A 15,728-nucleotide genomic window follows, 5' to 3' on the forward strand; every position below is an offset into this window, starting at 1 on the left:
TATTGACTGACATAAAAGAAAGGTGCATTATTATGTTGTTAAGTAACCAGATTTAAGGTTAATTAACAACTTAACAGTTCATCGGAAAAGAGTGAATATACATGAAAGCAGAACTAGTATTGTCAGAAGACTTCGATAAGCAGCTACAAGATCGTATTCATCAGGAAGTGATCCAAGCAGTTAGCAAGCTTGCACCACAACATGATGAGCCTAAAAAGCTGAACATCGGTCAAGCAGCGGTTTATGCCGGTGTGGCTCGTAACACACTGTTGTCTTGGACTAGAAAAGGTTTGCCGATGCAAGTGGTTGGTGGCGTTAAGCGGATCAATACCGCAGACATAGACGATTACATGAATAACCACGGCAAGTAATCACGCTGGGCAGGCGGAAAATTGTAAGTAACTTATGACAGGAACATAAAGCCAGAAAGGAAACATTATGAATTTGTTTAGTAAAGAAGAGATAGCACTAGATCACGAGCTTGGAAATTTGATTGACGACATTCAGCTTAACGTTCATGGCATTGCAGAAGACAGTACTGTCACGGTTGATGGCAAGTATATTCCCAATAGCGAGTTGGCCGTTACGACTGCAAAAGAGCTGCTGCGGGTATCGGAAATCCTAAAGATGTATGAAAACGAGGATGATGCTGATGATTAGCATTATTACGTGGCTACTAAGCCACCCGCTCATTGTTCCGGCGCTCTGTATGGCTTTCATGGTTGGAGCTGTCTGTGGTGCCTATGCTCAATTCTCGGAGGACGATCGTCATGGCACAAAGGGTTAGCACAAAATTTGGCTGGCAGTGGCATGACTACGTCCAAGCTGACGCTGATTGTGATCGGTATTGGGCAGCTAAAAAAGCCGAAAAACGCTCACTAATTGAGGCCACAAAAAAATCGCCAAGAGCGGCAACTCAAGGCGAGAAGAAGACAAGCGAAAAAATCTATATCGACTTTTAGCTTGCCTCGAATTGGTTACTTTGTCAAGGAAAATGGAGGCAATTATGATAAAAAATGTTTCAAACAGCACCAAAGCGCCTGATTTAGGAATGGCGTCTTATAACCTAAGCACTGCAAAAGGACTTCTAGAAGCTCTTAGTGATGAATTCGACACTATGGAAGGCTCTGTAATTTCATATCGAAACGATCGTAATGAAAAAAATGCTGCAATCTTGGCATACGGTACGAATCGATCATTTTATACATGGATGGCGCTCCTGAGAACAATTCAAGAATACGTTGATAGCAGCTTGGCAACGATTGATGAGGTAAACAAATGATGAAGGAAGATTACTATACAACCGCACAGGCACTTTTGAGTGATACAAGTGCAATGGTGAATATCTTGCGACATCAGATCAACGATGAACAGCAATCAGCACTGGCCGACACAGTCGCTGACATGATTATTGATGCTCGCCGTCTACTTATGGAGGGAGATGCTGCCGATGGTCGACGTGCTTAAAGTAGCGCTTGGTTATCAGCAGCATGGCTTTTCAGTCTATCCACTTGCGCCAGAGACACGAACACCACTTACTGGTTCGCATGGGTACAAAGATGCCACCAAAGACCCAGAACAGGCCAAAAAATGGTGGGGCGAACATCCTAATTACAATATCGGCTTAGGGCTTGATGGCGTGCTGGTATTCGATATCGATATGGGGCATAAAAGCGAGGCTAATGGCAATGAGTCGTTGGCTAAATTGAGCGCTGAGGGTCGTGCTGATCAAATTCCTTCTACCTATATAGAAACAACGCCAAACGGTGGACTTCATATTTTCTTCACCTATCCCAAGGAATTGAAACTAACTAGTCGATCGGATTTGTTCTCAAAGAATGGCGAGAAAACCGGCCTTGACTATGTTGCAACTGGAGTGCCGGTTTTCCCTAGCATTCGCGAGAACGGCATGTATCAACCACTCAAAGGGCACAAGATCACCAAATTAGCCCCAGCACCTAAGTGGTTACTAGATGAAATCCAACGTGTCAGCCACCCTAACCTAGGGTTTGGTGGTTCAACAGTTTATCGAGGCAAACGATGGACAGGCAAGCTGCTAGATGAAATAGTAAACGGCGCTAGTACCGGCAATCGCAATGATTTTCTGACTAAGATTGCTGGCAAAATGTTCTTCACAGGCGCAGAGCCGCAGACAGTTTATAACTTGCTGTTTACAACTAATGATAACTATTTAGATACACCACTGGCAGAAGCCGAAGTTAATAAGATTTTCAAGTCAGTATTGAAAGCCGAAGAGAGGAGGCGTGCGGTTGGTTAAAACGATGCCCGAAGATATTAAGCAAGAAGCAAAGAAAGTGGTCAACGTTGATTTTACAGGTCAAGAGCAATGGCGAAATGACCTTAAACTTGATGGCAATGGTGGGATTAGAAAAGATTCAGTGGTTAATATTCAACTGCTACTTGAAAATGATCCAACCTTCGCCAATGTCGTTGCTTGGGACGACTTTTCAGAGATGCTCATCAAGACAAAAGGCGTTAAAGGATTGCCGATTCGTAAAGGTTTCTGGACTGATGAAGATGACGCTGTCGTCCGCTCATATATGGAGCGTAAGCACAATCTCTTGTTTAGCAAGCAGAATGAGCAAGATGCCATGGTTGTTGTTGGCAAGGAACATTCAATTAATCCGGTTAAAGACTGGATCGAAGCTGAGCAATGGGACGGTACCCCTAGAGCAGAACGTTACTTCATCGACTATCTAGGTGCCGAGGATAGTGAATATACCCGTGCTGTTACTCGTAAATGGTTAGCTGGGGCTGTAAAACGTGTCTATCAGCCGGGTTGCAAGTTTGAACTCGTTCCAATTCTTGAAGGTAAACAAGGACTTGGTAAGAGCACGGCTGCTCGTAACTTGTTCCCGAAAAAGTTCAGCGATTCATTAAAATCAATGGGCAAAACGGACGAAGATTATAAGAAGCTGCAAGGTAACTGGATCATGGAACTCGGTGAACTTTCTGCAATGAAAAAAACTGAGATTGAGTCGGCTAAGAGTTTCATTAGCGCCCAGTCTGATTCATACCGAGGGAGTTATAGCCATTATGTTTATCCACATTTACGCAAGTGTGTGTTCATTGGCAGCACTAATCAACAGGACTACTTGAAAGACGCTACTGGTGAACGCCGTTTCTTCCCTATCAGATGCGGCGTTACAAAGCCCACAAAGACCGTATGGCGCAATGAAGAAAGCGTGCCTAAGATTAACCACGATATACATCAGATACTGGCAGAGGTCAAAACATGGGTGGATGCAGGTGAGAGTGTCTTTGCTGATGATAAGCTGATGCAACTGGCTAAACCATATCAACAAGAAGCAGAGACCGTTGACCCTATGAAAGAGGCCATTGAAGACTTTCTCAACATGAAAGTGCCATCGAATTGGGAAAATCTGTCATTGAGCCTAAAGGCCAGCTTCTTTCACACTCATATTGACCATAACGGTGATGTGGCCACTTGGTTACAACAGCACTTGGATGCTGGAGAATTACAACCACTGCAACAAACCACCACTAGAGAGATCATGGAAGTGGTGTTCGACAAGTCAGTCGATCGTTACCTGATGGGGCGCACAAACTCTGATGCAAAACGTATTAAGCTCATTATGGACAACATGGAAGGCTGGCAAGCACAAAGGCTGCGCGTCAACGGAAACAGACCACATGGTTATGTACGGACATAGTTTTCTCGTTTCTAACGTGGTCCACGTGGTCCACGTGGTCAATCCCACGCACAGCAATGGATTGCGAGTTTTGTATACGTGGGCTAAACGTGGTCCATGCGTGGTCCACCGTTTACAGCTAAGAAACTGGACCGGGTGTGGACCGGGTATGGACCACGTGCGTTGCAATTCAAAACGCCGGCATATCAGCGTTTGCCCGGGTGGACCACGTGGACCACGTCAAAGACAAGCAAGTTTAAAACTACCCACAAGGAGAAATTGAAATGACAAAAACAGCATATCGCAAAGCAGCACTTGTAGACGTTAAACACGATCGAGACAAATGGGCTGAACTTGGGGCGCTTGTAAAAGAACGCTACTTAGTTCGTAGCATGACACCAAAAGATTGGTTCATCATTGTTAAGCAACGTGAAGGCTATGAAATTGAAGTATATCCAACGTTTGAAATGTCAGATGGTTTTCAATTCTCACACGTTAATCTATTGACACGATCTTCATATGGAAGCATTAGCCACATTGCATACCATGAACTTTGCTCCTCAGCAAGTGACACTATTAGTTCAATTGACCGCATGATTGATCTCGTCAAGGATAAGAGATATTAAGAACCCCCAAGGCCGAGATGAAAGCGAAGTGATGCAAATGAGTGTGCCTTTGCACATTTGCATGCACCCCGGGTGCCGTCGCATGATCCCGTTCAATCAACGCTTTTGCGAGGAGCATAAGCAAGACAAGAGCAAACAAGCGACGAATCAGGAACGCATGCAATACGAAGAGAAGGAATTACGTTTCTACAAGTCAACAACATGGACAAAGCTTTCAAAGTCATTCAGGTTGCGCAATCCAACTTGTGCTAGCTGTTTGAAACGTGGGATTATTCGTCAAGCTGTGCTTGTTGATCATATTGAGCCAATCAAAACAGCTTATGGTTGGCAACACAGGCTTGATGAGAGCAATTTACAAAGCTTGTGCCAGACTTGTCATAACGCTAAGACCGCACGGGAGGTAGCACAACGCCGGATGAGATCCCCCGACAGATCGACCCCCGCCCTCAAATTTTAGAGCAAAAGAACGGTCGGCCTCTTTTCTTTTCGATGAATACCGAAAATCATAGAACATAGGTATAATCAATGTGTTATAATTATAATAGGTATAAACGAATACAAATTCAGAAAGGACGTTACACATGGGAGCACCCCTAAAATCAGTGACTAACCTAAGTGCACATTTATCCAAAAAACAGTTAGCTGATCGTGTTGCCTCTGAAAAAGCACTGTTCACTTACAAAGAATTGCAAGTACAGCCCCCTACATGGCTTGATGACTATGCTGTGACCGAGTGGCACCGTATTGTACCATTGCTCAAAAAAGACATTCCAGTGAGTGAACTAGATGCCGCCCTGATTGCCAGTCATTGCCAAGCCTATTCTGACATTCAGAAAGCTGCCGAGCTAATTCAAAAACAAGGCATGATGGTTGAAACCACCGATAGTGTGAAAGCTAACCCAGCAGTTAAAATGAAGCTCGATGCCACAAATCAAATGATGCGCATTGACGAAGTATTGGGATTGTCAGTGTATAGCCGGGCGAAACTTGCCTTGAAGAGTGAGACTAAGAAGAAGCCTGACGATCCGTTCGCGGAGCTGGTGTCATCGTGAACTATGCGACTGAATATACCGACAAGGTGCTAAGTGGTGAGATTGTTGCCGGCAAAAAGATTAAGCAAGCAGCAAGACGTTATCGCAGAGACTTGAAAGCCAGCAAGCGCAAAAAGAATCCATGGCCGTATTACTTTGATGAGGACTTTGCCAACAAAGCCGTTGAGTTTATCGAACTGATGCCGGCACGTGATGGATCACCACTCAAGCTAGAACTTTTCCAAAAATATTTGATCTCAGAGCTTTTCGGGTGGAGAGACAAAGAAACCGGCAATCGTCGTTATGATCGAGCCTACATCAGCATGGCGCGCAAGAATGGTAAGAGCTTCCTGACGGCTGATCTAGGTGCACTTTATCTCCTCATGGAGAACAAACCAGCCATGAACCGCGAAATCGTCTACACAGCCAATAGCAACGCTCAAGCACATTTGGCTTTTGATATGCTGTCTAGTGGTTTGCGTCAGGTCTCCAAGATGTCCAAATCGGTGCGCGATCGTTTGAAGATCAATCGCAACGAAATTATCGACTTGCCGAGCAACAGCCGAGCTGTTCCGCTTGCGTCTGATCTGCATAGCTTAGATGGTTATCAAAGTGACTTGGCCATTATTGATGAGTTCGCCTTAGCTCGTACTGATGAGATTCTACGAACACTAAAATCCGGCCAGATCAACAGCGACAACAGTTTACTAGCCGTCATCTCGACCACGGGGCCAGACCTGAATGGCCCTATGTATAAAGAATATAAATTTGTCTCCAAAGTCTTAACCGGTCGCGAACAAGCAGATCGGTATTTTATTGCCATTTTTGAACAGGATAGCAAGGATGAAGCCTTTGTACCAGAGACTTGGGAGAAGTCAAATCCACTACTGGCTAATACTGAAAGAGCGAAGACGATGCGACCTAGCTTGCAAGCTGATGTTGATCTAGCAGCCAAGCAAGGAACGTTGCGGCCAATTCTCGTCAAGAACTTCAACATGTGGCAATCAGCCAGAGCAGACAGTTACATCAGTCTGGACGACTGGGAGAAAGCCATTATCGAGCCACCAGACACTATGGGCAAGGACGTGTATATCGGGCTGGATCTCTCTAAGTCTAGCGACCTGACCAGTATCTCGTGGTTAGTTCCAGAAGATGGCTACCTGTATGCCGACAGCCACTCATTCGTGGGGACGAAGTACGGACTGGAAGAGAAAATCAAGCGTGACGGGTTCGATTACATCAGTGGTGCTAGTCGCGGCGAATGTAGCATTACCAAACTTGATAGCGGCATGATCGACTATGACGAGGTGCTACGCTTCATTCTCGACATGATCGAGCGGAACCAGTGGAACGTGCGTGCCATCTGTTATGATCCCTTCGCCATGGGCTACCTGATTCCAGAATTTGAAAAACGCGATTTGCCACTGCTTGAGGTGCGACAAGGTGTTAGAACACTTTCAATTCCGACAACTCGTTTTCGTGATGATCTCTTCAATGGCCAGTTAAAGCACCCTGATAATCAGTTACTGGCCTATGCGGTGAACAACGCAATTCTGAAATATGACGCTAACAACAATCCAATTATCGATAAGGCCCACAACGCTACGAAGATTGACCCCGTAGCCGCACTGATGAATGCCTACACAATTGCAATGGATCAAAACAAGGAAAGCGAGGTGGCAGACAATGACTTTTATTCGAGCGATGACTTTAGTTTTTAATGTGCAGACCGTGCTATTACTACTGGGACTGATCTGTATGGTTGTCGGGATCTGGTGGCTGTTCGGGTTTGGCGTTGGTATGTTAGCAGTCGGCACGACCTTGATCTCTGTCGCAGTCATTATCAACTTTAACAAAGGGAGGTGAAACAATGAGCTTTTTCACGAATAGCGCGACACAACCACGCGATGACAACAGCGACCCGTTCTTAGATGCGCTTGTCAGCATGACCAGTAACGACAGCGGCCTATATGTGGGAATTGGTGCTTTACGTAATTCGGATGTGTTTACGGCCGTGCGCGTGATTGCCAGTGATCTTGCAACTAATCCGATTGAATACAGTGACAAGCGCATCAGCGTGCTTCTTAACAAGGCACCCAATGACCACATGACCGCGTGGGCATTCAAGTTTGCCCTAGCTGCTAACATGCTGCTGAATGGTAACAGCTTTGCACGGGTTACTAAGAATCCCAGCGGACAAGTTACTGGCTTCGAGTTGGTCCCTAACAGCCAGATGGTGGTTAAACAAGACGATACGACCGGCATTATCAGCTACGAATACACGCCTGACAGCGGTCGCTCACAGCGTTTAAATGCCAGCGAGGTCTTACACTTCAAGTGCTTCACACAAGACGGTTACAAAGGAATATCGCCACTTTATAGCCTCCATGATGAGGTTGGGGTACAAAAGTCTGGGCATGCGTTGCTGAAGGGATTCTTTAACACCGGTGTTCAAGGGACAGGCATTCTTAAAGTCAACAAGACCCAGCTAGACAGTAAGGCCAAAGAAAACATCCGGAATAAATTTGAAGCTGCCAATAGTGGTGATAATGCCCTAAAGACCATCATTCTGGACAATGATATGGATTACAAGCAACTCGAAGTTAATACTGACGTGCTGAATCTAGTCAATTCTAGCGATTGGACCACGAAGCAGATTGCCAAAGCGTTCGGGTTACCACTGGATCGGCTGGGTATCGAAAGCGAGCACTCAAATGCCGTACAGTCTAACGTGATGTACTTGCAAAACACGCTGATTCAGTATTTTACCTGCTTCACAAGTGAGATGGATGCCAAACTGTCCACAGGTGACAACCGGTACAGCTTCAACACTGACAAGCTGTTTTCAGCGGACCCAGCCACGATGCAAGAACTAGCAGTTAAGGGGCTACAAGGCGGTGTTCTGACCACTAATGAAGCACGAGCCAAGTTAAACCTGCCGCCAATTACCGGTGGAGATGAGATTATGGCCAGTCTGAACTACACGCCACTAAGCAACCTGACAAACTATCAAAACACAAGACAAAGGAGTGATCCAGAAAATGAATCAAGATGACGTAGAAAAACGTCTGAATCCTAACGCTGGTCTAACTGCCAAAGCAGACGACAGCAAAGGCCAAGACGATCCAGACACACAACAACAGAAAGACACCACTAGCAGTCCAAAGAAACTAAGTGGTTATGCAGTAGTTTTCAATAGCCCAAGTAAAGACCTCGGTGGCTTTAAAGAAGTTGTTGATCCGCACGCCTTCGATGATGTGGACTTATCAGACGTCTATATGGTTTCAAACCATGATTTTAGCCAAGTCTTAGCCAGCACCAAGGCCGGCACCTTGACCTTAAATGTGGATGATAAAGGCTTGCAGTTTGAAGCAACCTTACCCGATACGACCACAGCCAACGATGCCTATAACAACGTCCAAGCTGGTAATCTGTCAGCCATGAGTTTTACTTTCAATGCTGCGCCAGACGGTGACACGTTCACTAAGGACGACAGCGGGCAAGTGATCCGTACCATCAAGCAAGTAAAGAGCTTGTTTGACGTCTCACTGGTAGCTATTCCAGCGTATGACGATACCAACGTCCAAGTGGACAAACGCAGCTACACTGAGTGGCTTAAAACTAATACTGAACAACCAGAAAAAGGAGATAAAACCATGACCGAAAAAACTATTATCGACAACAAAGAACATACCGAATCCCGCGCTTACGAAGACTACATCCGCAGCATGGGTGAACAACGTGACGGCATAACGACAACCACTGCTGGTGCGGTCGTACCAAAAGAAGTCATCAATGACGTATTCGATCTAAAAGAATCTGATTACGATCTGGCTAAATATGTCACTGTGAAGCAAGTTGGAACCCCCGTCGGCACGTACCCGATTGCCCTCACTAACAATGGTGTCTTAGCCACAAAGGCAGAACTCGCAGACATTCCAGATATCGATTCAAACCTATTCCGTGGCGTTGACTACAAAGTTGCTAGCCGTGCTGGCAAGATTTATCTGTCTAATGAACTGGTAGAAGACAGTGAAGTTGATATTGTTGCCGAGGTTAAGAATCAACTCAAGAAGCTGGTACAAAACACGGACAATAGCAACATTATCAGTGTTCTGACTGGCAAGACGGGAACCAACGATAACTTCAAGCACATCACAGGTACTGGTCTCGATGACCTCAAGAAAACCTTCAATATTGAGCTAGACCCAGCATTGTCCTTGTCTGTTATTGTCAATCAGGACGCTTTCAACTACCTTGATACCCTGAAAGACAGCGAAGGCCGCTACTTGTTACAACCGTCCATCACGGCACCATCAGGCAAGCAACTATTTGGGGCGCCGGTGATCGTGATTGCTAACAAAGTATTGCCGACTGATAAGGCGGGCACCTATCGGATCATCATCGGGGACTTTGCTCAAGCAATTTTCTTAGCCCAAAAGAACGAAGTCAACACCCAGTGGGAACGGTTCGACAGTTATAGCCAAGGCTTGGCTGTTGTCATCCGCAACGACTATGAAGTGGTTGATCCAGACGCTGCTCGAATTGTTGACATTACACCGGTAGCAGCCACGCCAGCAGCATAATTTAGTGGAGGTGTGCCTTAGGGTACGCCCCTATTTTTATATAGGAGATGAACACATGAGTGTTACCACAGAAGATTTAAAGAGAGCACTGCGCATTAGCCACAACGAAGATGATGCTATGTTGTCAGCCTACTTGTTGACGGCAAAGCAGTTCGTGATTAGCGCGGTTGACCAGACCCTTACGGATGAAAACTTTGGAGATGATCCTCGTTTTGACTTTGCTGTCTCGTTGTTAGCACAACACTGGTATATTAACCGTGGTGTCGATGGGGCAACGTATGTACCAGATAGCGTTGTGAGCATGATTCAGCAATTGCGGGGTGTTGACTATGCCACTGGTAAATAGCATCAGCCAACTAAATGAACCCATTACTTTAGTGAGCTACACGATGGGTAATGTAAATGGGGTTCCTGTGAGCAACGTCAGGAAAGAGCACTTCACGACATGGGCACTTGTGTTAAGCCAATATTTAAGCGAAGTGAAGGCGTCAGTTGGGACGAAGCTCGAAGATACGGTGACCTTTGTTATTCGGTATGATCAGCCAGAAACTATCCTTAACTCATGGTGCATTGAATGGCAGGGAAAGCAGTACGACATCGTGAAACTGACACCGGACACAGCCAAAAAACAATGGACAACGATTATAGGGAAACCAGTTGCCAATAAATAAGTTTTAACTTATAATTAGGATAGTCCTAGGCGATAAGCGGGTAGATCCGTTTTAACCGACGCACGGCATAGCTAACCGGTGGCGCATTTTATAGACCAAGTCAGATTGATTTCTCGTAGCAAGTGAAGGACCTTCCTCAACCCTCGCTGATACGATAGTCATAGTTTTCCTTGACTTGTTTCATTTTTTTCATCTAAAGTAGCAATATCATTGGGCGAAGCGGGCAGAGATGCCCGTTTTTTTGTGTGCTGAAAAAGTTCTCAATGGCTCAAGCACACTGAGATGTTTGCTTGTTGTGCTGGAAAAGTTCTAAGTGGCTCAAACCCACTTTCAGGTCTTTCAAAATGGCCTATTATAATCTGCTATCATTCAAAACGATAGCGAAATAGGTCAATCTAATTGAACTGAAATGTTTGGTGTGTATCTGTAAATACACAGCTCGTTGTTGTGCTGACAGACGCATTCTGGTGCAAGCTGAACAAGTTTGCCTTGAGTATGGTCGTTCTGGCAATATAAATGGGGGTCGCAAAACACGACCCCCTCTGATATTCAATGATCGCTCGATAATATTGAAGCAACTAACAGGCCCCGAATTTCGTGTCTTGCTATCCAAGTCAAAAATATTGACCTGCTTATGGGAAGCAAGTGACAAATAGTCACCTAGTCAACCTAGTCAATGGATACAAAAATAGCCACCTCATAGCGAAGTGGCTATTTTGTGTTAGTCATGTAGCTTTTCTTGTAGTTTATCTCCAGCATTATCAATGCCCTTAGCTGCGAAGACTGTACCTGCAACTAAAACACCGCCAACGATTAGAGTACTAGCAACCATAAACTTAAATGCAGCTTTTAAAGCGTCCATAAAGTTGTCCTCCTATCAGTCTTTGGATCTGCCAACAAAGAAGGAGACTACGGCAACAACAATAATTGCCCCGATAATTGATGGAATCAAAGCCATTCCTGCTAGTTGTGGCCCCCAATGGCCTAAAAGCCCTTCACCAATAGCAGAACCTACTAACCCTGCGATGATATTAGCAAACCAGCCCATCGATTTTCCTTTGCTAGTGATAGCACCAGCAATTGCACCAATAATAGCACCAACAATTAAAGCCCAAAGAAAATGCATAATAATTCCTCCTTCAATTAAATTGAATATCTATTGCACAATTTAATTATAGACACACAACCATTAGAATGTAAAATAATCAGCCTTAGCAGCTTAGGATTACGTATGCAATCATTTGCTGTTTTGAAGCAAGTCACGTATTTGTGTAAGCAGCAGCTCTTCTTTTGATACTGTGGGAACATCGCTCTTCTTTGCGGGCATAATTCGATTGACGGCTTTGACAAGAAGGAAGACAACAAATGCAACTATCAAGAAGTTAATGACATCGTTCAAGAAGTTACCGTACTTGAACTTGGCATTAAATAGTGTAAAATACAGACCACTTAAATCAGTCTTTCCTGCAAACATTGAAATAATTGGATTTATTAAGTTCTTAGTCAGTGAAGTTACCACAGAAGTAAAAGCGCCCCCAACAATAACACCAACGGCTAAGTCAAGAACATTGCCTCGCATAATAAAGTCCCGAAATTCCTTAATCATATTGTTCGCCTCCAAAATTTATGTAACGCACCATAGTATAGCAGACGATAGAATTTTCTGAAAGCGAAAAAATAGCCGTCCATAATGGACGACCACCGCCTGCCTAGCAGATTAAAATGTTACCTAAATGTTACCTGATGTTACCAACTAATGATAATCAGCGACTATCTGCCAAACATAAAATGCTGTTACATCGGCATTTTGAACACCGATGAAAGCTAATGATAATGATAAGTGGAGGTGAGGAGAATCGAACTCCTGTCCATCACCCCTGCTACATGCGGCTCTACACCCATAGCCGATTTATTTAAAATTCGCTGCGATGTCGCGCCAACCGACAAGGCTAACACAAGGCAGCTAACCTACTAGTCTCTTGTTGATGCCTCAGGTGGCAACATCAACCGTAGCTCAATGATTTGAGACCCAGACCCGACCCTTGAGCGAAGTCGGAAGGATCACGCTAGCTGGTTATTAAGCAGCTAAAGCGTAAGAATTTTCGTTCTTTGCAGTTATATTAACTGTTCCGTTGATGACGGAGCCGAGCCTCCGAGGTGCACCGCATGCGCGAAAAGCAATGTCGAGACCATTACACCCCCAAGAAGGTGCAAATGATATATTACCACGGTATAATTAAACTTGTCAAAACATTTGCAGTTATCATTGTACTGACGCACACTTAGGTTTTAAGCTATTTTTATGGGGGCATGTCTATGATCTTACTTGTTGCAGGATGCATGCAATTACTAATGGGCATCCTTCTTGCTATTTTTCGACCGCGTCATCAAACCGGCCTGTGGGGCTACACATCGTATCTCGCCAGTGTCAACGCTGATAGTTTTCGGTTGGCACAAAGGTGGTTTTATCAGGCGTTAATTGCCACAGGCGCCGTTGAAGGACTTGCTGGCTGGGCAATTCACCGGTTAGCGTGGGATAACTATTTTATTATCTGGCTTTTTCTGGCTGTTTTGTTATTCTTGCCCGGTTTTGTTTATACCGAAAGTCGACTGAAGCATTATCTGGAGGCACACGATGCGCTGCCGTATGATTATGTTGCGCCGGATGATGCGCCAAGGCCTAAACGCCGTAAAGGTTTTAAAGATCTGTGAAATGAGGGATTCAGCAGTGAAACTATTAATGATTGAAGATAATACAAGTGTGGCCGAAATGATGGCCATGTTCTTCCAAAAAGAAAAATGGGAAGTTGTCAACGCCTATGATGGTGAAGAAGGACTGGCGAAATTCAAAGAGGCACCTGACAGCTTTGATATCATTACGCTTGATCTGAATCTGCCGAAAATGGACGGGATGCAGGTGGCTAAGGAAATTCGGCAAATTAGCGAAACAGTGCCGCTAATTATGCTAACTGCGCGTGATACCGAAAGTGATCAGGTTTTGGGGTTAGAGCTCGGCGCTGATGATTATGTCACCAAGCCGTTTTCGCCGATTACATTAATTGCGCGGATTAAGGCTTTGCATCGGCGCGCCGAGGTTGGAGCCGAAGCTGGCGCGGAACAAGCAACGCCGGAAACTAAAGCAGACGGGTTTGATGTTGAAACCGATCACTTTAAACTCAGCACAAAGACTAGGGAAGCCTATTTGAACGGCAAACAGATCGAAGGGTTAACGCCCAAAGAATTTGATTTGTTGCATACCTTGTCCAAGAGTCCCAAACAGGTTTTCTCACGCGAACAGCTGCTGCAGCTGGTCTGGGACTATGAATACTATGGCGATGAACGAACCGTTGATGCGCATATCAAAAAATTACGTCAAAAAATTGAAAAAGTCGGTCCACAAATCATTCAAACAGTCTGGGGCGTTGGGTATAAGTTTGATGATTCGGGGCTTGATCAATGAAAATGCTTTATCAACAGCTAATCGGTTTTTTTTCGGTCATCATGGTGACGCTGGTGATCGTGTCGATTCTGTTTATTCGCTCAACCACCAATACGGTTTGGGAAAATGGGTTCAAACAACTTGAACAGTATACGGATGTTTTGAAAAATAACGCGGTTGACGAAAATACGTATGTCATCAATGCGCGGTTTATTCAGAATGCCGAAGAAATTTTGAGTGATCAGCATGTTCATTTTGTTATTTATGATGCGAATAACGTTGCAAAATATCCCGTTTCGCAAAAGGGTCGGATGACTGCGATTAAAGCGAGTTATTGGAAAAAGTTGAAGCAGGGATCAGCAGTGGCAGTGCCGGAAATGATGACGAATCCGATTAGCGGTAGCGCACAAAGCATGACGATTTATTATCAGCCGGTTTTCTTAAGTGAAAAACTGTTATTTGTCATTGCTGCATTTGCGCCGGTAGAGCAGATCCAAAGTTCGATTAACAAAACCGAACACAATTTGTTGATCGCATTTGTGCTATCAACATTAGCAGCTTTCATCATTAGTTACTTCATTGCTTCTTATCAGGTTCGTCGCATTAATCAGTTACGTCAGGCGACGCATCAGGTTGCGGAAGGTAATTATGACGTGACCGTTAAAATGAAAAGCCGCAGCCATGATGAAGTGGCCGAATTAGCGGATGATTTTCGCGATATGGTGAACTCGTTAAAAGCAAGCCAACAGGAAATCCAACGGCAAGAAGATCGCCGGCGTCAGTTCATGGCGGATGCAGCACATGAAATGCGTACCCCGCTGACAACGATTAATGGCTTGTTGGAAGGGTTGGCTTACGATGCGATCCCTGAAGAAAGCAAAGGGAAAAGTATCGAATTGATGCGCAATGAAACGAATCGGCTGATTAGATTGGTCAATGAAAACCTTGATTACGAAAAGATTCGCACCAATCAGATTCTTTTAAGCAAGCACACGTTTAATGCCCGTAAAGATCTTGACAACATTACCGAGCAGCTAACGCAAAAGGCCGAAGAAGCAGGCGATACCATTACGATTAAAGCGCCAGCCCAATTACCGACCTACGCTGACCATGATCGTTTTGTCCAGATTCTGTTTAACATTGTCCAAAATGCGGTTCAATTCACCAAAAACGGGCAGATTACGATTGGCGGTAAATTAGGGTATCACCAAACCGAATTTACCGTCAGTGATACCGGTATCGGCATGTCCAAAGATCAAATGAAGAATATCTGGGAACGCTATTACAAAGCCGACCCATCACGCAAAAATACGAAATACGGCGAATCCGGACTTGGTATGGCCATTGTTCATCAATTAATGGGCTTACATGGCGGAACAATTGAGGTGGATTCCAAGTTGGGTTCAGGAACGACCTTCACCTTAATCTTCCCGGATGAGGCGACGGCACCTAAACAAAAGCAGCCGGGAACAAAATCATCGTCAAGCACAACGTCATCGACAGCCGGTGCGTCCAAAGAAACTGACGCTGCATCAAACGACCATCCCAAGTCCGAGTAACAGTAGCTTTTCTGGACGTGCGGGTGGATAGTGAAGCGTCAGACATGATTTTTGATAGGTAAAAGCAAATCACATTTATTGGGCGCCGATCCCCAAACGCCCCTCAAGCAGTGTGAAGCAAACAAATAAGCACTAAAAAGGA

22 protein-coding genes and 1 other RNA gene are annotated in these 15,728 nt (G+C 44.9%); 19 read left to right on the forward strand and 4 right to left on the reverse strand.

The features are described from left to right. Positions 1-101 precede the first annotated feature (101 nt). The 16 genes from EL173_RS05445 (at position 102) to EL173_RS05520 (ending at position 10,588) form a co-directional block, all read left to right on the forward strand. On the forward strand, positions 102-371 hold the full coding sequence (locus EL173_RS05445; RefSeq protein WP_019728366.1) for a helix-turn-helix domain-containing protein: 270 nt from the start codon (positions 102-104) through the stop codon (positions 369-371). Positions 372-438: 67 nt separating this feature from the next. Continuing rightward, entirely contained in the window at positions 439-660 is a 222-nt protein-coding gene (locus EL173_RS05450) for a hypothetical protein (protein ID WP_005716036.1), read from the forward strand. Between the two features lie 110 nt (positions 661-770). Then, on the forward strand, positions 771-962 hold the full coding sequence (locus EL173_RS05455) for a hypothetical protein (RefSeq protein ID WP_019728368.1): 192 nt from the start codon (positions 771-773) through the stop codon (positions 960-962). 44 nt (positions 963-1,006) lie between these two features. Continuing rightward, positions 1,007-1,282, forward strand: coding sequence for a hypothetical protein (locus EL173_RS05460; protein WP_019728369.1), 276 nt, complete (start codon positions 1,007-1,009; stop codon positions 1,280-1,282). Continuing rightward, positions 1,279-1,467 carry a hypothetical protein gene (locus tag EL173_RS05465; protein ID WP_005716042.1) on the forward strand — a complete coding sequence of 63 codons (189 nt, stop codon included), beginning with the start codon at positions 1,279-1,281 and terminating at the stop codon, positions 1,465-1,467. The genes EL173_RS05460 and EL173_RS05465 overlap by 4 nt, the downstream gene beginning before the upstream one ends. Then, complete coding sequence (locus EL173_RS05470) at positions 1,451-2,278, forward strand: bifunctional DNA primase/polymerase (RefSeq protein ID WP_019728370.1); 828 nt, start codon at positions 1,451-1,453, stop codon at positions 2,276-2,278. Before EL173_RS05465 ends, EL173_RS05470 begins: the two co-directional genes overlap by 17 nt. Continuing rightward, positions 2,271-3,695, forward strand: a complete 1,425-nt coding sequence (locus EL173_RS05475) for a virulence-associated E family protein (protein WP_019728371.1) — start codon at positions 2,271-2,273, stop codon at positions 3,693-3,695. The genes EL173_RS05470 and EL173_RS05475 overlap by 8 nt, the downstream gene beginning before the upstream one ends. A gap of 263 nt (positions 3,696-3,958) precedes the next feature. Then, entirely contained in the window at positions 3,959-4,300 is a 342-nt protein-coding gene (locus EL173_RS05480) for a hypothetical protein (protein ID WP_013245609.1), read from the forward strand. A gap of 82 nt (positions 4,301-4,382) precedes the next feature. Beyond that, on the forward strand, positions 4,383-4,757 hold the full coding sequence (locus EL173_RS05485) for an HNH endonuclease signature motif containing protein (protein ID WP_005690496.1): 375 nt from the start codon (positions 4,383-4,385) through the stop codon (positions 4,755-4,757). Between the two features lie 124 nt (positions 4,758-4,881). Continuing rightward, positions 4,882-5,352 carry a phage terminase small subunit P27 family gene (locus EL173_RS05490; protein ID WP_003593553.1) on the forward strand — a complete coding sequence of 157 codons (471 nt, stop codon included), beginning with the start codon at positions 4,882-4,884 and terminating at the stop codon, positions 5,350-5,352. Next, positions 5,349-7,052, forward strand: coding sequence for a terminase large subunit (locus EL173_RS05495; protein ID WP_005716050.1), 1,704 nt, complete (start codon positions 5,349-5,351; stop codon positions 7,050-7,052). The genes EL173_RS05490 and EL173_RS05495 overlap by 4 nt, the downstream gene beginning before the upstream one ends. Further along, positions 7,018-7,197: a hypothetical protein gene (locus EL173_RS05500; protein ID WP_003593556.1), complete on the forward strand. Its 180-nt coding sequence runs from the start codon at positions 7,018-7,020 to the stop codon at positions 7,195-7,197. Before EL173_RS05495 ends, EL173_RS05500 begins: the two co-directional genes overlap by 35 nt. 4 nt (positions 7,198-7,201) lie before the next feature. Then, positions 7,202-8,386 (forward strand): phage portal protein, encoded by a 1,185-nt coding sequence (locus EL173_RS05505; RefSeq protein ID WP_005716051.1) that lies wholly within the window; start codon positions 7,202-7,204, stop codon positions 8,384-8,386. Further along, positions 8,373-9,917 (forward strand): phage major capsid protein, encoded by a 1,545-nt coding sequence (locus EL173_RS05510; RefSeq protein WP_019728373.1) that lies wholly within the window; start codon positions 8,373-8,375, stop codon positions 9,915-9,917. The genes EL173_RS05505 and EL173_RS05510 overlap by 14 nt, the downstream gene beginning before the upstream one ends. Before the next feature lie 55 nt (positions 9,918-9,972). Then, positions 9,973-10,263: a head-tail connector protein gene (locus tag EL173_RS05515; RefSeq protein WP_019728374.1), complete on the forward strand. Its 291-nt coding sequence runs from the start codon at positions 9,973-9,975 to the stop codon at positions 10,261-10,263. Continuing rightward, positions 10,247-10,588 carry a phage head closure protein gene (locus tag EL173_RS05520; protein ID WP_019728375.1) on the forward strand — a complete coding sequence of 114 codons (342 nt, stop codon included), beginning with the start codon at positions 10,247-10,249 and terminating at the stop codon, positions 10,586-10,588. Before EL173_RS05515 ends, EL173_RS05520 begins: the two co-directional genes overlap by 17 nt. A gap of 721 nt (positions 10,589-11,309) precedes the next feature. On the opposite strand, the gene EL173_RS05525 is transcribed toward EL173_RS05520, so the two are convergent. The 4 genes from EL173_RS05525 to ssrA form a co-directional block, all read right to left on the reverse strand. Next, on the reverse strand, positions 11,310-11,450 hold the full coding sequence (locus EL173_RS05525) for a hypothetical protein (RefSeq protein WP_003568371.1): 141 nt from the start codon (positions 11,448-11,450) through the stop codon (positions 11,310-11,312). 15 nt (positions 11,451-11,465) lie between these two features. Continuing rightward, positions 11,466-11,714 (reverse strand): GlsB/YeaQ/YmgE family stress response membrane protein, encoded by a 249-nt coding sequence (locus EL173_RS05530; RefSeq protein ID WP_003568375.1) that lies wholly within the window; start codon positions 11,712-11,714, stop codon positions 11,466-11,468. A 111-nt stretch (positions 11,715-11,825) separates the two neighbouring features. After that, positions 11,826-12,194, reverse strand: coding sequence for a large-conductance mechanosensitive channel protein MscL (gene mscL / locus EL173_RS05535; protein ID WP_005716056.1), 369 nt, complete (start codon positions 12,192-12,194; stop codon positions 11,826-11,828). A gap of 232 nt (positions 12,195-12,426) precedes the next feature. Continuing rightward, positions 12,427-12,790, reverse strand: a transfer-messenger RNA (tmRNA) gene (gene ssrA / locus EL173_RS05540). Between the two features lie 114 nt (positions 12,791-12,904). Here ssrA and EL173_RS05545 point away from each other — a divergent pair. From EL173_RS05545 to EL173_RS05555, 3 genes are read left to right on the forward strand one after another with little or no spacing between them, the layout of a single operon-like run. Next, the gene (locus EL173_RS05545; RefSeq protein WP_005688812.1) at positions 12,905-13,300 is read left to right on the forward strand and encodes a hypothetical protein; all 396 of its coding nucleotides are present in this window, start codon (positions 12,905-12,907) and stop codon (positions 13,298-13,300) included. 16 nt (positions 13,301-13,316) lie between these two features. After that, complete coding sequence (locus tag EL173_RS05550; RefSeq protein ID WP_005684609.1) at positions 13,317-14,048, forward strand: response regulator transcription factor; 732 nt, start codon at positions 13,317-13,319, stop codon at positions 14,046-14,048. Then, entirely contained in the window at positions 14,045-15,586 is a 1,542-nt protein-coding gene (locus EL173_RS05555) for a sensor histidine kinase (RefSeq protein WP_005688816.1), read from the forward strand. Before EL173_RS05550 ends, EL173_RS05555 begins: the two co-directional genes overlap by 4 nt. Positions 15,587-15,728 lie beyond the last annotated feature (142 nt).

This window comes from Lacticaseibacillus rhamnosus, from assembly GCF_900636965.1.
In the GTDB taxonomy this organism is placed as follows: domain Bacteria; phylum Bacillota; class Bacilli; order Lactobacillales; family Lactobacillaceae; genus Lacticaseibacillus; species Lacticaseibacillus rhamnosus.

What these genes read in the sequence shown, in the direction of transcription:
- EL173_RS05445 (WP_019728366.1), top strand. Translation starts at nt 102, where the DNA reads ATGAAAGCAGAACTAGTATTGTCAGAAGACTTCGATAAGCAGCTACAA.
- EL173_RS05450 (WP_005716036.1), top strand. Translation starts at nt 439, where the DNA reads ATGAATTTGTTTAGTAAAGAAGAGATAGCACTAGATCACGAGCTTGGA.
- EL173_RS05455 (WP_019728368.1), top strand. Translation starts at nt 771, where the DNA reads ATGGCACAAAGGGTTAGCACAAAATTTGGCTGGCAGTGGCATGACTAC.
- EL173_RS05460 (WP_019728369.1), top strand. Translation starts at nt 1,007, where the DNA reads ATGATAAAAAATGTTTCAAACAGCACCAAAGCGCCTGATTTAGGAATG.
- EL173_RS05465 (WP_005716042.1), top strand. Translation starts at nt 1,279, where the DNA reads ATGATGAAGGAAGATTACTATACAACCGCACAGGCACTTTTGAGTGAT.
- EL173_RS05470 (WP_019728370.1), top strand. Translation starts at nt 1,451, where the DNA reads ATGGTCGACGTGCTTAAAGTAGCGCTTGGTTATCAGCAGCATGGCTTT.
- EL173_RS05480 (WP_013245609.1), top strand. Translation starts at nt 3,959, where the DNA reads ATGACAAAAACAGCATATCGCAAAGCAGCACTTGTAGACGTTAAACAC.
- EL173_RS05485 (WP_005690496.1), top strand. Translation starts at nt 4,383, where the DNA reads ATGATCCCGTTCAATCAACGCTTTTGCGAGGAGCATAAGCAAGACAAG.
- EL173_RS05490 (WP_003593553.1), top strand. Translation starts at nt 4,882, where the DNA reads ATGGGAGCACCCCTAAAATCAGTGACTAACCTAAGTGCACATTTATCC.
- EL173_RS05500 (WP_003593556.1), top strand. Translation starts at nt 7,018, where the DNA reads ATGACTTTTATTCGAGCGATGACTTTAGTTTTTAATGTGCAGACCGTG.
- EL173_RS05505 (WP_005716051.1), top strand. Translation starts at nt 7,202, where the DNA reads ATGAGCTTTTTCACGAATAGCGCGACACAACCACGCGATGACAACAGC.
- EL173_RS05510 (WP_019728373.1), top strand. Translation starts at nt 8,373, where the DNA reads ATGAATCAAGATGACGTAGAAAAACGTCTGAATCCTAACGCTGGTCTA.
- EL173_RS05515 (WP_019728374.1), top strand. Translation starts at nt 9,973, where the DNA reads ATGAGTGTTACCACAGAAGATTTAAAGAGAGCACTGCGCATTAGCCAC.
- EL173_RS05520 (WP_019728375.1), top strand. Translation starts at nt 10,247, where the DNA reads ATGCCACTGGTAAATAGCATCAGCCAACTAAATGAACCCATTACTTTA.
- EL173_RS05525 (WP_003568371.1), bottom strand. Translation starts at nt 11,450, where the DNA reads ATGGACGCTTTAAAAGCTGCATTTAAGTTTATGGTTGCTAGTACTCTA.
- EL173_RS05530 (WP_003568375.1), bottom strand. Translation starts at nt 11,714, where the DNA reads ATGCATTTTCTTTGGGCTTTAATTGTTGGTGCTATTATTGGTGCAATT.
- mscL (WP_005716056.1), bottom strand. Translation starts at nt 12,194, where the DNA reads ATGATTAAGGAATTTCGGGACTTTATTATGCGAGGCAATGTTCTTGAC.
- EL173_RS05545 (WP_005688812.1), top strand. Translation starts at nt 12,905, where the DNA reads ATGATCTTACTTGTTGCAGGATGCATGCAATTACTAATGGGCATCCTT.
- EL173_RS05555 (WP_005688816.1), top strand. Translation starts at nt 14,045, where the DNA reads ATGAAAATGCTTTATCAACAGCTAATCGGTTTTTTTTCGGTCATCATG.